Annotated in this window: 15 protein-coding genes; 8 read left to right on the top strand and 7 right to left on the bottom strand. The window is 35.1% G+C overall.

Annotation, left to right across the window (positions count from 1 at the left end; genetic code table 11):
* The 3 genes from ACY651_RS00870 to ACY651_RS00860 form a co-directional block, all read left to right on the top strand.
* Nucleotides 1-490, top strand: a 490-nt coding sequence (locus ACY651_RS00870) for a hypothetical protein (RefSeq protein ID WP_462248742.1), incomplete at its 5' end; no start/stop codon positions are given.
* A 24-nt stretch (nucleotides 491-514) separates the two neighbouring features.
* Nucleotides 515-2,491: a DUF3857 domain-containing protein gene (locus ACY651_RS00865; RefSeq protein ID WP_462248740.1), complete on the top strand. Its 1,977-nt coding sequence runs from the start codon at nucleotides 515-517 to the stop codon at nucleotides 2,489-2,491.
* A gap of 4 nt (nucleotides 2,492-2,495) precedes the next feature.
* Nucleotides 2,496-4,391, top strand: a complete 1,896-nt coding sequence (locus ACY651_RS00860; protein ID WP_462248738.1) for a DUF3857 domain-containing protein — start codon at nucleotides 2,496-2,498, stop codon at nucleotides 4,389-4,391.
* Here ACY651_RS00860 and ACY651_RS00855 read toward each other — a convergent pair.
* Both ACY651_RS00855 and ACY651_RS00850 read right to left on the bottom strand, forming a co-directional pair.
* The gene (locus ACY651_RS00855; RefSeq protein WP_462248736.1) at nucleotides 4,386-6,224 is read right to left on the bottom strand and encodes a UbiD family decarboxylase; all 1,839 of its coding nucleotides are present in this window, start codon (nucleotides 6,222-6,224) and stop codon (nucleotides 4,386-4,388) included. The two genes, ACY651_RS00860 and ACY651_RS00855, sit on opposite strands and share 6 nt — an antisense overlap.
* A 54-nt stretch (nucleotides 6,225-6,278) precedes the next feature.
* Nucleotides 6,279-7,190, bottom strand: coding sequence for a hypothetical protein (locus ACY651_RS00850; RefSeq protein ID WP_462248734.1), 912 nt, complete (start codon nucleotides 7,188-7,190; stop codon nucleotides 6,279-6,281).
* Nucleotides 7,191-7,386: 196 nt separating this feature from the next.
* Between ACY651_RS00850 and ACY651_RS00845 the strand changes: the two genes are divergently transcribed.
* From ACY651_RS00845 to ACY651_RS00835, 3 genes are read left to right on the top strand one after another with little or no spacing between them, the layout of a single operon-like run.
* Complete coding sequence (locus ACY651_RS00845; protein WP_462248732.1) at nucleotides 7,387-9,081, top strand: hypothetical protein; 1,695 nt, start codon at nucleotides 7,387-7,389, stop codon at nucleotides 9,079-9,081.
* Nucleotides 9,082-9,110: 29 nt separating this feature from the next.
* Nucleotides 9,111-9,875 (top strand): hypothetical protein, encoded by a 765-nt coding sequence (locus tag ACY651_RS00840; protein ID WP_462248730.1) that lies wholly within the window; start codon nucleotides 9,111-9,113, stop codon nucleotides 9,873-9,875.
* Nucleotides 9,876-9,903: 28 nt separating this feature from the next.
* Nucleotides 9,904-12,210 (top strand): hypothetical protein, encoded by a 2,307-nt coding sequence (locus tag ACY651_RS00835; RefSeq protein ID WP_462248728.1) that lies wholly within the window; start codon nucleotides 9,904-9,906, stop codon nucleotides 12,208-12,210.
* Here the strand turns inward: ACY651_RS00835 and ACY651_RS00830 are convergent.
* From ACY651_RS00830 to ACY651_RS00810, 5 genes are all read right to left on the bottom strand, one after another.
* Complete coding sequence (locus ACY651_RS00830; protein ID WP_462248726.1) at nucleotides 12,207-12,836, bottom strand: hypothetical protein; 630 nt, start codon at nucleotides 12,834-12,836, stop codon at nucleotides 12,207-12,209. The two genes, ACY651_RS00835 and ACY651_RS00830, sit on opposite strands and share 4 nt — an antisense overlap.
* Before the next feature lie 24 nt (nucleotides 12,837-12,860).
* Complete coding sequence (locus ACY651_RS00825) at nucleotides 12,861-13,862, bottom strand: hypothetical protein (protein WP_462248724.1); 1,002 nt, start codon at nucleotides 13,860-13,862, stop codon at nucleotides 12,861-12,863.
* A gap of 188 nt (nucleotides 13,863-14,050) precedes the next feature.
* Nucleotides 14,051-14,887 carry a type IX secretion system protein PorG gene (porG, locus tag ACY651_RS00820; protein ID WP_462248722.1) on the bottom strand — a complete coding sequence of 279 codons (837 nt, stop codon included), beginning with the start codon at nucleotides 14,885-14,887 and terminating at the stop codon, nucleotides 14,051-14,053.
* Between the two features lie 63 nt (nucleotides 14,888-14,950).
* Complete coding sequence (locus ACY651_RS00815) at nucleotides 14,951-15,934, bottom strand: pyruvate dehydrogenase complex E1 component subunit beta (RefSeq protein WP_462248720.1); 984 nt, start codon at nucleotides 15,932-15,934, stop codon at nucleotides 14,951-14,953.
* 218 nt (nucleotides 15,935-16,152) lie between these two features.
* The gene (locus ACY651_RS00810) at nucleotides 16,153-17,844 is read right to left on the bottom strand and encodes a response regulator (protein WP_462248718.1); all 1,692 of its coding nucleotides are present in this window, start codon (nucleotides 17,842-17,844) and stop codon (nucleotides 16,153-16,155) included.
* Nucleotides 17,845-18,128: 284 nt separating this feature from the next.
* Between ACY651_RS00810 and ACY651_RS00805 the strand changes: the two genes are divergently transcribed.
* Together ACY651_RS00805 and ACY651_RS00800 are read left to right on the top strand one after the other, a co-directional pair.
* On the top strand, nucleotides 18,129-18,503 hold the full coding sequence (locus tag ACY651_RS00805) for an Hpt domain-containing protein (protein WP_462248716.1): 375 nt from the start codon (nucleotides 18,129-18,131) through the stop codon (nucleotides 18,501-18,503).
* Nucleotides 18,504-18,513: 10 nt separating this feature from the next.
* The gene (locus tag ACY651_RS00800; RefSeq protein WP_462248714.1) at nucleotides 18,514-19,224 is read left to right on the top strand and encodes a LytR/AlgR family response regulator transcription factor; all 711 of its coding nucleotides are present in this window, start codon (nucleotides 18,514-18,516) and stop codon (nucleotides 19,222-19,224) included.
* The last annotated feature ends 162 nt before the right edge of the window (nucleotides 19,225-19,386 follow it).

Genomic DNA, 19,386 nt, shown 5'->3' with positions numbered 1-19,386 from the left:
TACTCAAACATGGTTAAGTAAAAATAATGAAGATATAAAAATTGACAGCCTTATACTTACTAATGAAGAAACCGATACCCTTCCACTTATTCAGGAACTTAAATTCGAAAAAAAAATAAGTTCATCAGGAAATTATAATTATTTTTCCATTAACCTTTTTTCGGGGTTTGATAAAAACCCTTTTATTGCTGATGAACGTTTTTCGGATATATTTTTTGGTGCCAACCAGCAATATATAATGACAAGTAATTTTGAAATTCCGGCAAACTGCAAGTTTGATGAATTACCCAAAAATATAAAAATGATAATGCCCGATACCAGCATTGTTTTTTCAAGAGTTTCAAGTGTAACAGACAATTTACTTTCCACAAGAATGACACTTCAGTTTAATCAGCCTTTTTACAGCTATGCTGATTATGATTATTTTAAAGAATTTTATAAAAAGATGTTTGAGTTGATGAATGAACAATTTGTATTTCAAAAAAAATAAGACAATAAGGGCTCTGCCAATTTTATGAAAAAATATATACTTTTTCTACTTATTATTTCAACTGCTGCCATTGCATTTGCACAAAAAGAAATTCCTGCATTTGGTAAAGTAGATAAAGCTGATCTGGAAATGAAAGATTGCGATTTTGATAAAGGGGCCATTGCTGTAAAATTAATTGACTGGGGAAATACTTATTACGACAGGGGTACAGCTGGATTTTCGTTATTTAAAACCGTATTTGAAAAACGCACCCGTATAAAAATTTTAAAAGAAAAAGGATTGTCTGAAGCCGACGTAAAAATCCCGTACTACAGCCGAAATAACGATGAAAAATTTTTAAGGCTTACAGCATATACTTATAATATTGATGCAACCGGCAACGTAATAAGTACCGAGGTTAAAAAGAATTCTATTTACCCAAAAAAAATTGATGCAGATTATTCCGAAATGATCATTGCTTTTCCTGAAGTAAAAGTAGGCAGCATAATTGAATACCGCTATACCATGCAGCGTGAAACTATGGGGCAGCTGAGAGACTGGTTTTTTCAGGGCCGCATACCCGTAAAATACAGCGAATACCAGATGAAAATTCCGCAGATATTTCGTTTTTCTGTACAGCCGTCGGTAATTGACCCTATAGAAGATAAACAGGAAGTAATTGATGAAAGAATTTCGGTAGATAATGGTTTTGTAGAAACCAAATCTGTAAAAAGTAATTATATAATGCGTAATCTGCCGGGCATTAAAGATGAACCTTTTATGGGCTCGCCCAAAGATTATATGCAGCGGCTGGAATTTCAATTATCGCAGATAGACTATGGTAATGGCAACACTGAAGATCTGCGTTTAAAATGGAGCGATGTTATTAAAGACCTGCTTAAACATGATAACTTTGGAAAGCAACTGGAAAAAAATATACCCGGAGCAGCATCAATTATTGAAGAAGCCAAAAGGATAAATGATGAAGAAAATAAAATGAAATTTATTTTTAACCAAGTAAGGAAAAATATTAGCTGGAATGGGGAAGATTATTATATCTATACTGAGAATGGGATAACAAAAACCTGGGAAACAAAAACCGGCAATGTTGCCGATATTAATTTGTTACTGGTAAAATTATTATCGGAAGCTGGCCTAAAAGCCTTACCAATGCTGTTCAGCACCAGGGATCATGGTTTGGTAACACCTTATTATCCATTTTTAAATCAGTTTAATAGTGTTATGGCTTATGTACAGGTTAGAGAAAAATATTTTGTGCTGGATGCCACCGATAAAATTTCTAATTATAAATTAATACCAGAACAAATTGTAAATACAAAAGGTTTTTTAATAGAAGGTGAGAATGGCCGTTGGAAAGATGTACTGGCAGGTAAATACAAATACAAAGTGATGGCTGCTGTGCAGGGAGAAATTGATTCTGCAGGAATAATGAAAGGAACCTGCTTAGTTAATTGTAATGATTACGCAAGAAAACAGCGCTGCGAAATTTGGCAAAAAAATAAAGAAGAGTTTAAACAGAATTATTTTAGCAACGCCGGAACTGCTTTAAAAATTGAGGATTTTACAGTAAATAATGCTGAAGCTGATTCATTGCCGCTGGAACAAAAAGTAAAATTCAGTTCGGTATTAAACAGTTCGGGCAATTACAAATATTTTACAGTTAATCTTTTTGCCGATTTAGATAAAAATCCTTTTGTAGCTGATGAACGCATTGCTGACATTGATTTTGGTTTTCAGCAGGATTATATCATTTTTGGTAATTATTCAATTCCCCAGGATTATGTTTTTGATGTACTGCCCGAAAATATTTCGATGATAATGCCCGACACCAGTATTATATTTACCCGTTCTGTACAGGCCGACGAAAACTTATTGAATGTAAGAATAACACTGGAATTTAAACGCTCTTTTTATGCAGCAGCAAACTACCCGGTGTTTAAAGAATTTTATAAAAAATTATTTGCAAAACTAAATGAGCAAATTGTAATAAAAAAGAAATAACCCTATGATGAAAATATTTTGTACGCTGGTATTGTCTTTCATACTTATACATTCTTATGCTCAACAGGGTAATTACGATGTTAGTTCCATAACAGAGGTAATGAAAAAAAATGCTTACTCCGTAAAGAGAGATGAACGTATTGAGTTTGAAGTAAAAGCAATTGATAAGGCTTATTACAATGTACACAAGGTTATAACTGTTTTAAATGAAGCCGGCAAAGACGAATTGTTATTTTATGAATTTTCGGATAAGTTTCAATCGCTTGAAGAAGTGTCAATACAAATTTTTGACAGTAAAGGAAAATCAGTTCGTAAATATTCTAAATCAGATTTAACTAAACAGGCTACAGGTGAAGGTTTAGTACCCGATGGAAAAGTATATTATATAAATCCTGCAATGCCGGGCTACCCTGTTACCATACAAATTGATTACGAACTTAAGTATACCGGAATTCTCGATTATCCCGATTTTGAAGTGCAGTTGCCCGAACAATCTGTTGAGCATGCGGTATTTTCTGTTAAAATTCCACCAGAACTTGATATGCGTTTTAAAACAAAGAATACCCCCATTGCACCTGTAATTACAAACGATGCAAAAAATAAAATTTATACCTGGACAGTAAATAATTTACCGGCATTAGAATATGAAAGTGGCAGTGTAAGCAGGGAAAGCCGTTATCCCAAAATATTAATTTCGCCAAATAAATTTGAGCTGGATGGTTATGAAGGCGATATGAGCAGCTGGCAAAATTTTGGAAAATGGTATGGTACACTTGCAAAAGATGCCATTAATCTTACCGAAGACAGGAAAGTATTTTTCAAAAATATGGTTAAAGATATTAGCGATGATAAAGAAAAAATAAAAACACTTTACACCTACCTGCAAAACAATTTCAGGTATGTAAGTATTCAATTGGGCATTGGTGGCTTTAAACCATTTACCGCCGACTTTGTTGATAAAAAAAAATATGGTGATTGTAAAGCGTTAAGCAATTACATGCAGGCATGTTTACAGGCAGTTGGCTTAAAAAGTTACCAGGCCCTTATTAATGCCTCCTACAATAAAGCACCTGTTGACCCCGATTTTCCACACAACAGTTTTAATCATGTAATTATTTGTGTGCCGGTAAATAATGATTCTGTTTGGCTGGAATGTACCAGCACCACCAACGATTTTGCAGTACTGGGCAGCTTTACCGAAAACCGAAATGCATTATTAATAACCGAAGATGGAGGAAAGTTGGTAGCTACTCCCAAAAGTAAAGCGGCTGAAAATTGTTTTGTCAGTATTACAACGGTTAATTTAAAGGATGATGGATCGGGCAATGCAACAATTGAACTTAAAACAACCGGCGAATACAAACAGGATTTTTTGCATTACATTTTTGATCAGAAAAAAGATGAGCAAAAGAAATTTTTGGTGAACGATTTAGGTTTTCTTCAGCCCGATGATTTTGAATTAAGTTACGAAAAGGATAACAAACAATCTCCGGTAAAACTACAAATGATTTTTGAAAAAATACCAGAGTTTACTGCAGGTAACAAACAATTTTTAAACCCACGTATTTATAAAATGTGGAGTTATGCTTTACCAAAAGCAGAAAACCGTACACAGGATTTTTATTTTCAACACCCATTTATTAAAACCGATACTACCATTTATAAATTACCCGAAGGTTTTGGGTTAGAGACTTTGCCTAAAACTAAAGAAATAAAATTTGAATACGGCAGCTTTAAAAGTAACTATGTTTATGATGAAAATAAAAAAACTATTACCACTACTGCAAAGCTGGAACTAATAGAATATAAAATTCCTGCTGCTAAATTTTTAGACACAAAAAAATTCTTTAACGAGGTAATGGCAGAATACACCGAAAAAATTGTAATAAAGAAATTATAAAATACCGTGCAGGCTCCCACCCTTTTCAAATAATCTGTCAATCTTTTTTTCTGTTGCTGCATCTTTTTCAACAGGTGGTGCATGGTGTGGTTTTATCCTTGCATCAAAAACTAACGGGCCATTGCAACCCCAGTGTTTATTTATGGTAAAGCTGTTAATACCATACATATCATGCGAAGGATTGCAACGGGTAAAGGTTACCCATAAATAATTATTTAAAGTACCGCTTACAAAACTTGCATCATCAGCAATCACAATAATCGCAATGCCACTAAGTTGCTCATTGAATTTTGAACATTGATCATTGAGTATTTGCATTTCATTTAAGGCAGTTGTATAATTGCTGAATTTTTTAGTTTGTAATGCAACAACACCCGGCAATACCAACTTTGCATTTTCAAATCCATTTACATTATTTAAACAATCAGGAACTGTAGTTGCAAGCTCCCTTATTTTTTCGCCATAAGCCGCCAATACAACTTTGCTGCCGCTGTTTAATCCGGTACCCGAATAAACTAAAGTATCAATTGTAGTGTTGGTGTAAAAATGAATATCTCTCGTTAAATTAATTCTTTCTAAAAAAAAGTTGAAATAGTTTTCAATATTATTTGCCGATAATTTATTGGTGTCATCAGCAGTAATAAATAAAAATTTTGCAAGGCTTAATTGTCCGGTGCCTAAAATATGATTGGAAATAGTTAAAATTTCTGCCGGTTGTTTTGTTGGCGTGTAAGGTGTGTAACGTTCGCTGCCGATAGCAAGTAAAAGCGGATGCACACCAGCCGCATCAACAGCATGCACTTCTTTTAAACCGGGTATTTCTGTTTGCAAAGCACTGCCTGTCATTTCGTGTATCAGTTGCCCAAAGCTGGTATCTTCCTGAGGCGGACGGCCAACAACAGTAAATGGCCAGATGGCATTTTTTTTGGCATACACTTTATGCACTTTCATCAAAGGAAAATCGTGTTGCAAACTGTAATATCCTAAGTGATCTCCAAACGGGCCTTCAGGTTTATTTTCGTTAGGAAAAACCTCACCAGTTATTACAAAATCAGCATCGGTACTCAGGCAATAGCCATCTTTATAAACGTAACGGAAACGGCGGTTGCCTAATACGCCTGCAAAAGTCATTTCACTAATACCTTCGGGCAGTGGCATAACTGCCGCAACACTATGGCTTGGTGGTCCGCCAACAAACACACTAACTTTTAATGGCAGCCCTTTTTTATTGGCTTTAGTTTGATGCACACCAATACCCCGGTGCAACTGGTAATGCAAACCAATTTCTTTATTTGGTTCATAACTATTTCCTGAAAGTTGGATGCGGTACATGCCCAGGTTTGCATTCATTATTCCGGGCTTATCTATATCTTCTGTATAAACCTGCGGCAATGTAACAAATGCGCCCCCATCCATTTTCCAATGTTGAATTTGTGGAATGTCTGTAATTTTTATTTCTTGAAATAATACAGGTTTATTGATTGGATTTTTTAAAGGCAATGCTTTTAAAGCTGCCAGTCCTGCATTAAAATTATTGATAGGATGTTTTATGGCATTAACCGGATCGTTTTTTAATTCGATGAGTTGCTGAACTGTTGGCAGTGTATCCCTGAAAATAAATTTACTTCTCTCCAACGTACCAAAAATATTTGATGCAGTTCTGAACGTACTCCCTTTTACATTTTCAAATAATAAAGCCGGGCCACCAGCTTCATACACACGAAGGTGAATAGCTGCCATTTCTAAATAAGGATCGACTTCTTCCTTAATTCTAATAAGCTGATTACTTTTTTCCAGATCCAGTAAACATTCTTCCAGCGATTTGTAGGCCATCTGTTTTATTTATGTAAATGTAAAACAGATGAGGGGCAATATTGTTGCATTAAATTAACTGTTGCTTTCGTTATTTTTTGGAGTGTTTACTGATTGTACAGGTTGGTTATTGGGCAATGTTGGTGGTTTTTCGTTTGGAAAACGGCTCTCAACCATTTTTTTATCAAACTTATGGCGCATACGTGCATTATACCAGCCCATAAAAAGTGGAATAAGAAGTGTGGCAAGTAACCATTGATAATTTTTTTCAAAAAACCCGGCCACTTTGTTCATCATACTTTCCGGTTCTGCAAAAATTACTATAGGTATATCTTTAGTGGGCAGGTTTACCATCTCATCTTCTTTTTCTATTATATTGATAGATAAAACCAAGTGCTGCTCTCCGGCAGTTAAGGGGGTAATTTTCCATGTCCAAATGGCTTTTTTTCTTTTATCATTGATACTTTGAATAGCCGATCCTATAGGTTCAATCTCAAACCCTTTACCTGCTCCATCATTTAGAGGTGTTAGCTCTGCCTTCATTTTGCTGCCAATATCAACGGTAGTATCTTCTACTACTTCATCTTTAGCCGAACCGGAATTTTTTAATACTTCTTCTTTAATTGTACTCAATATCTGGTCCTTACCTAAAATAAGTTTGGCTATATAGGCCTTATTTATTTTCATGGTATCTTTTGCATGAAATACTAAAAGGTTCTTGTACCTGCGTTTCAGGTTAGCTTTGGGGTCTTGTTTAACAGCAGGTATGATGGTCGTGGTATCTTGTCCGCCAGTACCGTTTAGAGTGGTTGGGTCTTGCGGAAGGTTAGTAAATGCCGTTTCATCATCTATAATAAATTTCCCTTTAGGCAAGGCTGTTTCAGTAATGGTACCATCTGCACCAACTGTGGTAACTGTTTTTTCTTTATTACTGCAGGCAGTAAATAAAAATATTGCCGGTAAAAAAATAAATAAATAGAATTTCATTTTACTGGTTTTTATCAAACCAAATATAGCAAATAAGTTATTTGCAGTATGTTAATTTCAACAATAGTTGTAGATGTTTAAAACAACTATTTGACGGTGTATAAGTAATATACTCAATTTGGAGTATTGTATAATTGGTTTTTTAATTTTATATTGACACTGGATTTACCTTAACTTTTAACCAAAAATTTATGCAATGAAAAAATTCCTCCCTGTTATTTTGGTTGGCGCTGGTTTATTAATGGCATTTAATAAACCCATTATGGGGCTTATATCCCCCGCCACTTTAGAAATTGAAATATCCAAGCCCCCGGTTATTATGCCGTCTGTTTACAAAGTATATGCTAACAGCGATGCGCTGGAGGGCAAGTACAGCCTTTTTAAAATGGTGGTTAAAAACACCAGCAGTGTTGATGCAAAAAATGTGGAGGTATTATACAGTGTGAGCAATTATATTGAACAAACGCTTGCAGAAAAAATCCCTTTAATACAGCCTGGCCAGACGGTGGTGGTAAACTGTTACCCCAGCTTTCCTGAAAAAATTGTGGAAAAAATGACGGACTCAAAGGAGACTGTTAAAATACTTCTTAAAGGCAGTAATATTAAAACTAAAGAAGAAAGTTTTTCTATAAGTGTAAAAGGCAGAAATGAATTTATGTACAGTTTTGTGCCAGCTGATGAAATGCGTACCCCCAGCGACTGGTTTGATAATGCACCGCTGCTTTCCTGCATGGTTACCCCTAATGACCCTATAATAAAATACTTTACCCAAAAAATACAGGAAAAAGTATTGAAAGGAGAAATTACCAATGAAAAGGGCGAGCAGGAATGTATTCGTTTTTTAAAAGGTATTTATTATGCCACTGCAAAGGCACACATGGTTTACAGCGGTACCAGCGGCGTGCCGGAAAAAGATGTAAGCTCTATTGTGCAGAGTATAAGGCTGCCCCGTGAGGTGATAACAGGCAAAACAGGTTTGTGCATTGAGCTGGCCATTCTTTATGCAAGCATCTTACACTGTGCTGGCTTAGAGGCGTTGATATTTTTGGCACCAGGCCATGCCTATCCGGGATTTTTATTGAACAATCAATTTTATGCAATTGAAAGTACAGGTATAGGTGGCGAAGGTATTGGTGGTGTAATGAGCCCCGATCAGGCATACGAAGCAGGGCGGAAAAATCTGGAAAAATGGCAGGCAGGAAGAAATGCCGGAGATGGCCGGTACGATGTATTGCATGTAATAACAGCAATAAAAGAAGGAGCTGTGGCAATGGAATTAAAAGACGATACTTATTTAAGGCAGAAAATTGATGAGATAGCGAATTCATTTGAAGCAGGTTCAGCTCAAATAGCACAAACCGTACAGGGTGGCGGCTCCCCATCATCATCTGGCGGGGGCGGTGGTAATGAAGGAGGTGGCGGAAATGATGGCGGTGGTGGAAACGATGGTGGCGGCAGTGGCGCTAATGTACCCAATGGTTACAATTTATTTCAGGGTGTGGTAACTTTTGCTTACCCGGCAAGCTGGAAAATGATATCAAGACAAGGTTATATGCCACAATGCAAATATGTTATCAGCAATGGTTCCAGATCTGCTAATGTTCAGGTATACAGTTTTCCGGGTTTTAACCAACCTGCTCAGGCTTTGGATGCAATAAACCAATCAATGGCTCCATATGGTTATGGTCTTCAGTACCAGATAACAGGTCAAGCAAACGGTTACACTATTTTTAATGGACAAACAGGCAATAGCGGTGGGGTTACTTTAAATTGGGTTGCAGCGTTTAAAGCAACCGGCAATGGCGTAGCAGGTATTGCGGCAGGAGCCAATGCAAATACAGGTACAACACACCAGCAAACGCTGCTTAAAATACTCAACTCAATTCAATAAAATAAGCACATTATTTTAAACTTATTATCATGAAAATAAAAAACTTAAAATATTACACGGTTGTATTTATTACAATTTGCTTCGCTGTAAATAGTTATGCCCAACAGGCAGATAAAGGGTACAGCAGCACTATGGAAATGACTGCCGATGAAAAAGGGGACATTCAGATTACAGCGGTTACCAAGTACAGTGCTGCATACTGGGATTATATGAAACAGTCAAAAGCACTAGAGCCCTCTATAATGAAAAACACCATTAAAAGACAGTTTCCAAAATACCAGATTGTAGATTTTAATATGGATAGTAAAAGTGGCGAAGAGGACAGGAAATCTACTGTAAAATTTACAGTGCAGGGTTCGCTTAAATTAGACGAAAACGGCAAGTGGATTGCCGACCTTGATACAAAAAATCCGGATATTACCAAAATATCCGATAACCAATTTGTGTTAGTGGATAAAGAAGCATCACAAACATTAAAGATAAATTTACCCAAATCTGCAACAAATTCAAAAGTTGAGAATGACAATTTTGGCAAAGCAATTTTAACTTACACTGCTCCTGTTGCCAGCGGTGGCATGAGCAACATTTTAAAATACCTGGGCTTTGCTGTAATTGCTGGCGGCATTTTTCTTTTCTTTAAAAGCAGGGGTTTAAACACTGTTTTTGTTAAAAACACACAGCAGCAAAAAATTAATTATAAAAACACAAAAGAAATTAATGATGCTGTTATCGTTAACCATTCTGTAAAGGAAAATATAACATCTGCCAATGGCTTTAAAAGTAATCAGGAATAAAATAAAAATATTTTTAAAAAATTAAATTATGATTCCTGATAAAGGCAAAAAAGTTTTGCATTACAGAGATTTATTTGTGGGTGACTTTTGGCGGTATTTTGTAAGGGCTGCCTGGCTTTTTTTTCCTGCAATAATTTTTATAGTTTTTACGTACCTGGCTTTTTGGACGTTGAACCAGGGCAAAGACCTTATGATTATAACACTGGAAAACAGAAAAGTTTTTGGTTTGTTTCTTTTAGCGCTTGTGTTTTGGGTAGTTACTACATGGTACTCATCACGCCTTGTTGCAAAAGCAAAAGAATTGCAGGACAGTGATAAGCATTTAATGTGGCAAACTCTAAGGGTACAAGGCCCACGAATCTTAGCTTTTACCTGTATCACCATTGTTATTCTTGCTTTTTTTCAACTCTCCTATCCTCATACGCCAAAACTTTCACGAAACATTTGTTACCTGTTATTATTTTTAAGTTTCAGCTGGTATTTTGTAGTGTATCAATTTTGGAACCGGGTGCTGGACAAACCCAATTTGTCCAAACAAAAGCAACTACTTTACTGGAACCGGGTAAGGTTCGTCAACTATGCCACAATAATTTTATTTACAGTAGCAATTATTTTAACCAAATGGATTTGGGGCTTAATTATTTTACTGCTTTTTTACCAGGTAGCTTTTATAATTTTTGTACTAACCCGTAGAAATATTATTGATGCCAAAGGTTACTACTCATCGTTAGATACGCAGTTATATGAGTTTGAGAATAAAAAAGTGAGTGTATTGAAAAAATTGTTGCGCCTTGTAACAGACAATGAAGATAAAAGATATTTTCAGGCGTTTACTTCAATTGGTATAATTGGTTTTGGGGTATATCTTACTACAATACTATCTGTACAATTTTCTACATGGATGGGTACTTTTCCGTTTTTATTTTTGGCGTTTGGTGTATTATTGGCAATTGGGAATATGATTACTATTGTATCAATTATTATCCGTTTTAATTTTCACCTGTTGCTTTTAACATTATCTTTCATTATTGGGTACTATGTGGAGCCGCATTATACAAGATTGGTTAAAAATGAAACCGGTATTAAGTTTGAAGACAGGCAAACACTTAAAGAATATTTTTATCAATGGGTAAATAACCCTGCACGGCAACAAATGCTTGCAGATACCGGTGTGAAAAAAATACCCATTTATTTTGTTATGGCAAACGGCGGTGCATCACGTTCGGGTTACTGGACGGCATCTGCGCTTTCTAAATTGGAGGATGAAACCAATGGGGCATTCTCTAATCATTTATTTTGTTTAAGTGGTGCATCGGGCGGTAGTGTGGGCAATGCAACTTTTTTTTCGGTATTAAGGAGTAAAGAAAATTTATTAAAAAATAATACTGCTATAAATCCATGCTGGCAGGCATCATCCAGTTATTTAAAATCCGATTTTTTAACTTACACACTTGCACGTACATTAGGGCCGGATGTTTTTAGAAACCTGGTAACACTGTACAATGTAAATGACAGGGCTTCAGCCCTGTCGCTTTCCATAGAAAAAGCGGCAGGGAGTAAAAACTTTTTATACGATAGTCTTGGTATTCCGTTTTCAAATATCATTACACAAAAGAATACACAATATAATTTACCTGTGCTATGCATTAATACCACCCGTATGCAGGATGGCAACCCCGGTGTAATAAGTAATATAAAAATTTCCGACTCAGTTTTTAATGGCCGTATTGATGTTTTAAGTATGCTGAAAAAAGAAGAGGATATGAAATTAAGTACTGGGATTGTTTTGGGTGCCAGCTTTCCGTATTTAAGCCCCGCCGGAAGAATTGATTATAAAAAATGTGATACCTGTGCTACTGAGCCTAATTACTTTGTTGATGGGGGATATTTTGATAATTCCGGAGCCGGTGTTGTTTTTGAAATGATTTTTAACCTGCAAAAAATTATTGCTGCAGATACGTCTATTAAAAATAAAAATAAATTTGAGTTTGAAGTAATACACATAACCAATGAAAATTTTGATGATGTTACTTTAAAAGCAGTTAATCCATTAATGAATGATTTAGCAGCGCCATTTAAAACTTTACTGGGCGCTTATGATACGCAAACATCAGTAAACGATTTGAGGCTAAAAAATTACCTCAGTAATTTTTATGATGATAATATGCATTACAATAGGATTTCCCTGTACATAAAGAATGATTCCATGAGATACGCAATGAACTGGGTAATTTCTAAATACGTTTTAGAAGCTATAGATAAAAGATTAAATACGCACAAAGAACTGGCGGCTTTAATCAGCAGCATTAATACTTTACACAAAATAAAAAATTAGTTTACAGTAGATTTTACAGTGGTTACAGAAGCATTTTTGGGGGTAAAAGGTTTTATCCATCCTTTGCTTAAACCCATTGCCAGAATATTGGTAAGCCTGCCGATGCATTGAGTGGCTTTATTTAATTTTTGTGCTACTGTTTGCAAATGGCTTACGTTTTTTTCCAGCTCATTGCTGATGCCTGCAAGTTCATCTGTTTTAATACGCAGGTTTGCCAAAATAGAAGCATCAACAGCCCTTGTTAATTCGTTTTGAATAATATTGATATGGAAAATTGTTTTCGATTTTTTATTTCTTTCGGCTACCGTAAGTTCGGCAGGCGACAAATCTGTCATTTCTTTTTTTACCTCATCTAACAATCCAATTGCTGCATACGTAGAATCAATTTGCATTAAAATCATTTTTTGTCGCTCTGCTTTTTCTACTTCATCTGCAGGTGTAAATTTATTTAAGGGCACTTTCTCTGCAGGGTTAATTGTATAGTTTATTGTATCATTTGCCGCATGTTCGTCGTTTGAAGTGGTACTTTTACTTTTATCGCTGCTATCGCAAGACTGCATCACCAGATAAAATAAAATAAAAAAAATAACAGGCCGGTATTTAAATTTAAAATTATCCTGCAACATAATTGTGGGTTTTAATTTTTATTTTTAGTAAGTTATTTTAAATAGTCTTTCTCTTGCTTCCGAAAATTTAGCAATGGTATTTAGCAGGGAAAAGTATTCGTTTTCTAATTGAATTAATTCTGCCGGGATATCTTTATCAACTTTTACTGAGCTTACATAATTTTCTAATACGCCGTAAGAATTGCGTAAATTAAGTATGCATACCTGAAGCTGGTTAACCAATGCATTTAATTCCCTTAACTGCACCTGCCAGTTTAAATAAATAGGTAAATACAATTTGTAATAATTGTAAGGGCTGTTGCCCTGTTTTAACTCGTATGCTTTTAAATTATTTAAAAAGTCTTTATAATTTTCATTTATAAAAATTGGCAAAGCTGTTAATTCTTTTTGTATTTTAGGGATATCGGTATTTAAAAAATCATCGCAAATGCCTTCAAAAGGCTTACGGGCTGTACTTATAGCCGCACTAAGATATTTTTTTTGTAACGATTTTATTTTTGCTGAACCCAGTTCTTTAATAATATTAGCAGCAATGCTGCCCACCGAAGGCGGTATTTTTGTTGGTGATGGAATACGTTTGGCACAAGCAGCATTATAAGTTTTTACCAATCCATCAAACGATGATTGCCATTGATTTTTATTTTTTGTAAAATCTTTTAAATAAGATTCGCTTATTAAGCAATGAACAAGGTCGGCATATTTGCCTACTATCCTGTAAGCGTAAGCAAATGAATCAACCAAATCTAAAAACTTAAGTTTATCGTTTAAATCTAATTGCAATGCTTCTATACTTTCCGGTGCAGATTCGTTGGTGGCAATAACACCGCTTAGCTGCAGCGTTTGCGTTTGCGACCGAAGCTGGTAAACCCTGTTATACACATCAGGAGGAATTGCAGTTATACCTTTAGTAACAGCAGTATATTTTTCAACAGCATTTATCTGTGATGGTTTTAAACCTGCACATGAAAAAAGCAGGCATACAATACAAAAATAAATGCATGATTTTAGATGGGTGTTATAAGGCATGGCTCAAATGTATAGATTTTTTTTAAAAATCCAAATACTCCAAATGTAGTAGCAGGTATAATCCAGTAATTCTAATGATTATTTTAACCTGTCAGGCAAATAAAAGGAGAGAAGCTGCAAAAATTGCTTTCTGTGCGAAAAGCAAAAGTTATTATCTGGTAAGGAAAAGCTTACGTAAAGCAGTAAAATTAAAAATTAGTCGGGCAACCGGTTTTTGATTTGCCACCGCCAGAACCACCATTACCATTTAATCTAATACTAAGATTTAGTCCTGAAAAATAATACCAGTCTTTATTTTTTACACTGCCACGCTGGCTGCCATCGGCAGGATAAGTAAGGCCTGTTTTTAATTCTCCGCCACGAAAAGCTAAATCAACAGCCTGCTGGCCACGGTTGGCTAATAAAGTATTCTGATCAATATAAGTGTTGCTTACATCATCTAAATAATCGGTACTGGTTTTTCTTAAACCAATTTCAAAAGCCAAACGAACATTATCGCTGAAGGCAAATTTTACACCTCCGCCAAATGGAATGGCGAATTGCCCTAAGTTATATTTTTTTCTGCCCTGGTAAAAACCCTGGCCTTCGGTACTTAAAGGTTGTAAATACACTTTACGGCCCGATGAATCTTTTGTAGATGGATTGAATTTAAAATAGCTTACCCCTGCAAATACATAAGGCGTAAAACTATGCTCATATAAACTTAAAAAACTGTATTCTAAACCAAGATGTACATCAGTTATGGGGGAAGAGAAACTTAAATTACGAACAGCGTTTTTTACATTTTGTTTATCATCGCCACTTAATTTACCAAAAGTAACATTGGCCCTAACGCCAAATTTATCAGTAATATCATATAAAAGACCAGCGCCAAAAGCCGGGTGAGATTGATTTAAAGTAAATCGTTTATCCTGCAGATCTCCCTGGTAATTACTAAAACCGCCAAACACCGTTACATTTAATTTTTGAGCCTGTGAGGCACAAACAATAAATGCTGCTATGGTAAATAATAATATTTTCTTCATAAAATAAAAGGGTAACCCGTTTTTGGGTTACCCTGCCAATATCATACCAAAAAATTATATTTTTTATTTTTTCAAATACATTACTTCCTTTACCAGTTTTACTGTACGGGGTACATCTGGTAAATAAGCAGCCACTAAATTAGGTGCATAGTGCATCGGGGCATCTGCCGAAGTTATTCTGCGTATGGGAGCATCTAAATAATCAAAACCTTCTTTTTGTATGCGGTAACAAATTTCGGAAGATACAGAGGCAAATGGCCATTGCTCTTCTACAATTACTAAGCGGTTAGTTTTTTTAACGCTCTCTAAAATTGTAAACCAGTCTAAAGGACGAATGGTTGCCAAATCAATTACTTCTGCTTCAATACCTTCTTTAGCTAATTCTTCTGCTGCACCAAGTGCAACTTTCATCATCTTATTAAAAGAAACAATCGTTACATCTTTACCTTCTCTTTTTATAAATGCTTTACCAATGGGCAAAACATATTCTTCCTCGGGTACATCGCCTTTATCGCCATAGCCAACTTCACATTCCATAAAAATAACCGGATCATCGTCACGAATGGCAGCTTTTAATAATCCTTTTGCCTCGTAAGGTGTTGCTACACTTATAACTTTTAACCCGGGAATATTTGCATATAAAGATTCAAAAGCGGTAGAATGTTGAGCACCAAGTTGGCCTGCACTTCCACCCGGGCCACGAAAAACGATGGGACACCCAACCTGTCCGCCACTCATTGCCAGCATTTTAGAAGCCGTATTTAAAATTTGATCTAAAGGTAATACCGCAAAGTTCCAGGTCATAAACTCCACAATGGGGCGAAGGCCATTTTGAGCAGCGCCAACGGCTATACCAGCAAAACCAAGCTCAGCAATTGGGGTATCAATAATTCTTTTTTCTCCAAATTCATCCAGCATTCCCTGGCTTACTTTATAAGCTCCGTTGTATTCTGCCACTTCCTCTCCCATTAAAAAAACGGTTTCGTCTCTCCTCATTTCTTCCTGCATGGCTTCCCTTAATGCTTCCCTTAATGCTATTTGACGCATAATTATTTATTGGTTAATTGGTTAATTCGTTTATTGGTTAAACAGTTTTAAATAGTATCCATAAAACTGTACTTGTTATTTATAAAGATTGCAAATTTATTCTATCGGGGGCAGATGAGCAAATTGTTATTGAAACTGTAGGGAAGATGCTAAAAAATAGTAAGGAAGCAATTTATTTTGCCAGGAGCACTACATTAAAGAAATGAAGAAAACACTTATTAAACGTATTCTATTTTTCTATTAGGCGCAAATTTTTCAATAATGCTTTTTAAATCGGCAGGCCTGAAAGGTTTTAAAATATAATCGTTAAAACCTTCTTTTGCAATCAGGTTATCCATATCATCCAGCAAAGTGGCGGTAAAAGCTATAATAGGAATTGAAGCATCGGTGTCTCTTATAATTTTTGTGGCCGCATAGCCATTCATCTCCGGCATTTCAAGGTCCATTAAAATTAAATCGAACTGATGATATTTTAGTAATTCTATGGCATGTAAACCATTGCCGGCTTCTTTTGTTCTTATCCCCCACTTTTTTAAAAACATATTTAAAACAGAGGCGTTAATTTCATTATCCTCTACCACTAAAATTCTTACACCACGTATATCTGCCGGCGATGTGTAATTTTCTACATTTATTATTTGCTGTTGCAGTTTTAAATCTTTTTTAAACAAAAGTGTAAAGCCAAAGCTTGCACCATGGCCGAGGTCGCTTTCCACTACAATAGTTCCCCCAAATAAGTTTACCAATTTTTCACTTATGGTAAGCCCAAGCCCCGTGCCTCCAAATCTTCTTTTTAAATCATTAGCATGTACCTGTGCAAAACTTTCAAAAATTTCAACCTGTTGTTCTTTTTTTATACCGATGCCAGTATCTTTTATTATAAAAGATATGGAAACTTCATCAGTGGTTTCATCATCAATTAAAACAGTTAATGTAACCTTGCCCTGTATAGTAAATTTTAAAGCATTCGATATAAGATTATTAAGTACCTGCCTTAATTTAACTTCATCACTTATTATATTAATATTTTTAAGTTGAGGGCCATGTTTAAAAACCAGTTCTATATTTCTTTTCTCAAACTGGCTTTCAAAAAATTGTACAACAGCCTGTAGCGCTTTTAATAAATTAAATGATTGGTTATTAACCTCCATTTTTCCTTCATCAATCTTACTGTAATCTAAAATGTCGTTAATAATACTCAGCATGTGTTCCGATGAGTATAGCTGTAGATTAACTTGCGATTTAATGGTGTCGGAAAGATTTTTTTCTGCCAATATTAAATTTGCTGTACCAATAATACCATTCAAAGGCGTTCTTAATTCGTGGCTCATACCTGCCAAAAAACGTGTTTTAACTTTCGAAGAATTTTCAAACTTTTCTTTGCTGGAGGCCAATTCTTTACCCGCCATTTTAAAACTGCTGATATCTCTTATCATTAATAACTGATATTCTTTTTCGTTATTAAAATAAGTTATACTGCTTACATAAGCTTCAAACTCTGTTTTGCGTTGTGTTCTAAAATTTGCTTCGCCATGCCAGTCATTGGGTATATCATTCATCAACAATTCTAAATTACTGCTGTGGTCGCTAAGGTAGCGTATCATTAATTGAGAAAGGTAAAGGCCTTTTATACTAATCTCATCGGCCACATCAAAAAGTGCAACGGCACGTTTGTTACATTCAATAATTTCTTTGGTTTCTTTATCAAAAATAATACAGGCATCAAGGGTAGATTGAAAAAATGCCTGGCTGTAATTTAATTTTTCTTTTATTTGAATTTTAGAAGCAAATCCTGCAAAAATATACCTGGCCAGCAGGGAAGATAAAATTACCGTAACGATAATGAAAAATATAAAGAGGTTACTTAGTAATGTATTGTTGAAAAAAATTATGCATAAAGCCAATATCATTGCCGCCACTATAAATAATGCACTAGCCAGAGCGAATCCATTTTCCCTGGATTGATGCTTATTTTCAGCATTGTATTTTAAGAATACAGCGGCAATATTTGAATTAGAAACGGAGGACAAAATTGAGTTGGATTTAAAGTATCGTATTATATAACGCTTAATTATGCGATTTATTGAATACAAGCCCTGTTTGAACAGTGAAAAATGATTTGCCCTGCACATATTATTTTGATGATTTGTTCGTTACTGTATGTAGCCCCTGTTAGAAAACCCAAAATAACCAGATGGAAAGTAAAATATTTGAATTTGACCCAAGGCTGGATACCGGATTTTTACGTAGTTTATATGAAGATGACATTGAAAATGCGGTAATGAGTTTTGATTTTTTTTTAAATAAGTATCCGCAGCAGCTTAAAGAAATAGAGGAAGATTTTATAGCTGGTGATATTAAAGGTTTCAGGCAAAAAGTGCATAAGGTAAAGCCAACTTTTAGCTATGTGGGTTTAACCACAATTAGTACTAAGGCCGCTGCAATTGAAAGTATATGTGACAATGAAGGCGATTTAAATAAGGTTAAAAATCTGTACCAGGAGTTTAAAAATAGTTTGGCGGAAATAATTCCTGTGGTACAACACGAACTTGAACGAATGAAAACTTAATCCCAATCTTATGAAACTGAAAGTAATTATTGTTGATGATGAGCCAATGGCCAGAAATTTTTTAGAGCGCTATTGCGAAAAAAATGGCAACCTCCTGGTATCCGGCGCATTTGAAGACGGCGTAACGGCGTTGGATTATTTACAAAAAAATGAAATCGATATTTTATTTTTGGATGTAGAAATGCCCAATGTTAGCGGCTTTCAGCTACTGGATCAGTTATCGTACATGCCCAAAGTAATTCTTACTACTTCAAAAACCGATTATGCTTTTAATGCTTTTGAGTATGGCGTTACCGATTTTTTAAAAAAGCCTATAACCTTCAGCCGTTTTCAGGAAGCGATTACTAAAATTACCGAATCGTTAATTGAAAAAAGATTAGAGCCTGTTTTAAAAATACCTGCTATTAACCTTGAAGAAATTTTTATAAAAGCGGACGGAAAATTAACCAGACTTAATTTTCAGGAAATTTTATACATAGAAAGTTTAGGTGATTATGTAAAATATTTTACCATTACAAAAAATTATGTAACCCTGAGTACACTTAAAGCAGTGGAAGAAAAAATGAGCAGTACAAATTTCATGAAAGTACACCGCTCCTACATTGTAAATCTCCAAAAAATAAAAGATATTCAGGACAATAGTTTAGTAATAGAAGGTAAAGTAATACCCATAAGCAAGTCTTTTAAATCGGAAGTAATGAGCAGGATAAATGTAGTTTAACCTGCCATTAATTTTCCCCCAACCGATGATTTTGTCCTTTCATCGGATAAATACTTTCTTTTATCGAAAACTAACAGCAGAAGCAAAAATCTGCTGCATCTTTGTGTTGTAATTAACAAGTTAAATATTTAAAGATCCAGATATCCAGCAGAAAAATTAAAC

It is taken from the genome of Ferruginibacter sp. (assembly GCF_031391665.1).
In the GTDB taxonomy this organism is placed as follows: domain Bacteria; phylum Bacteroidota; class Bacteroidia; order Chitinophagales; family Chitinophagaceae; genus Ferruginibacter.
This window is presented reverse-complemented; position numbering and strand designations above follow the sequence as displayed.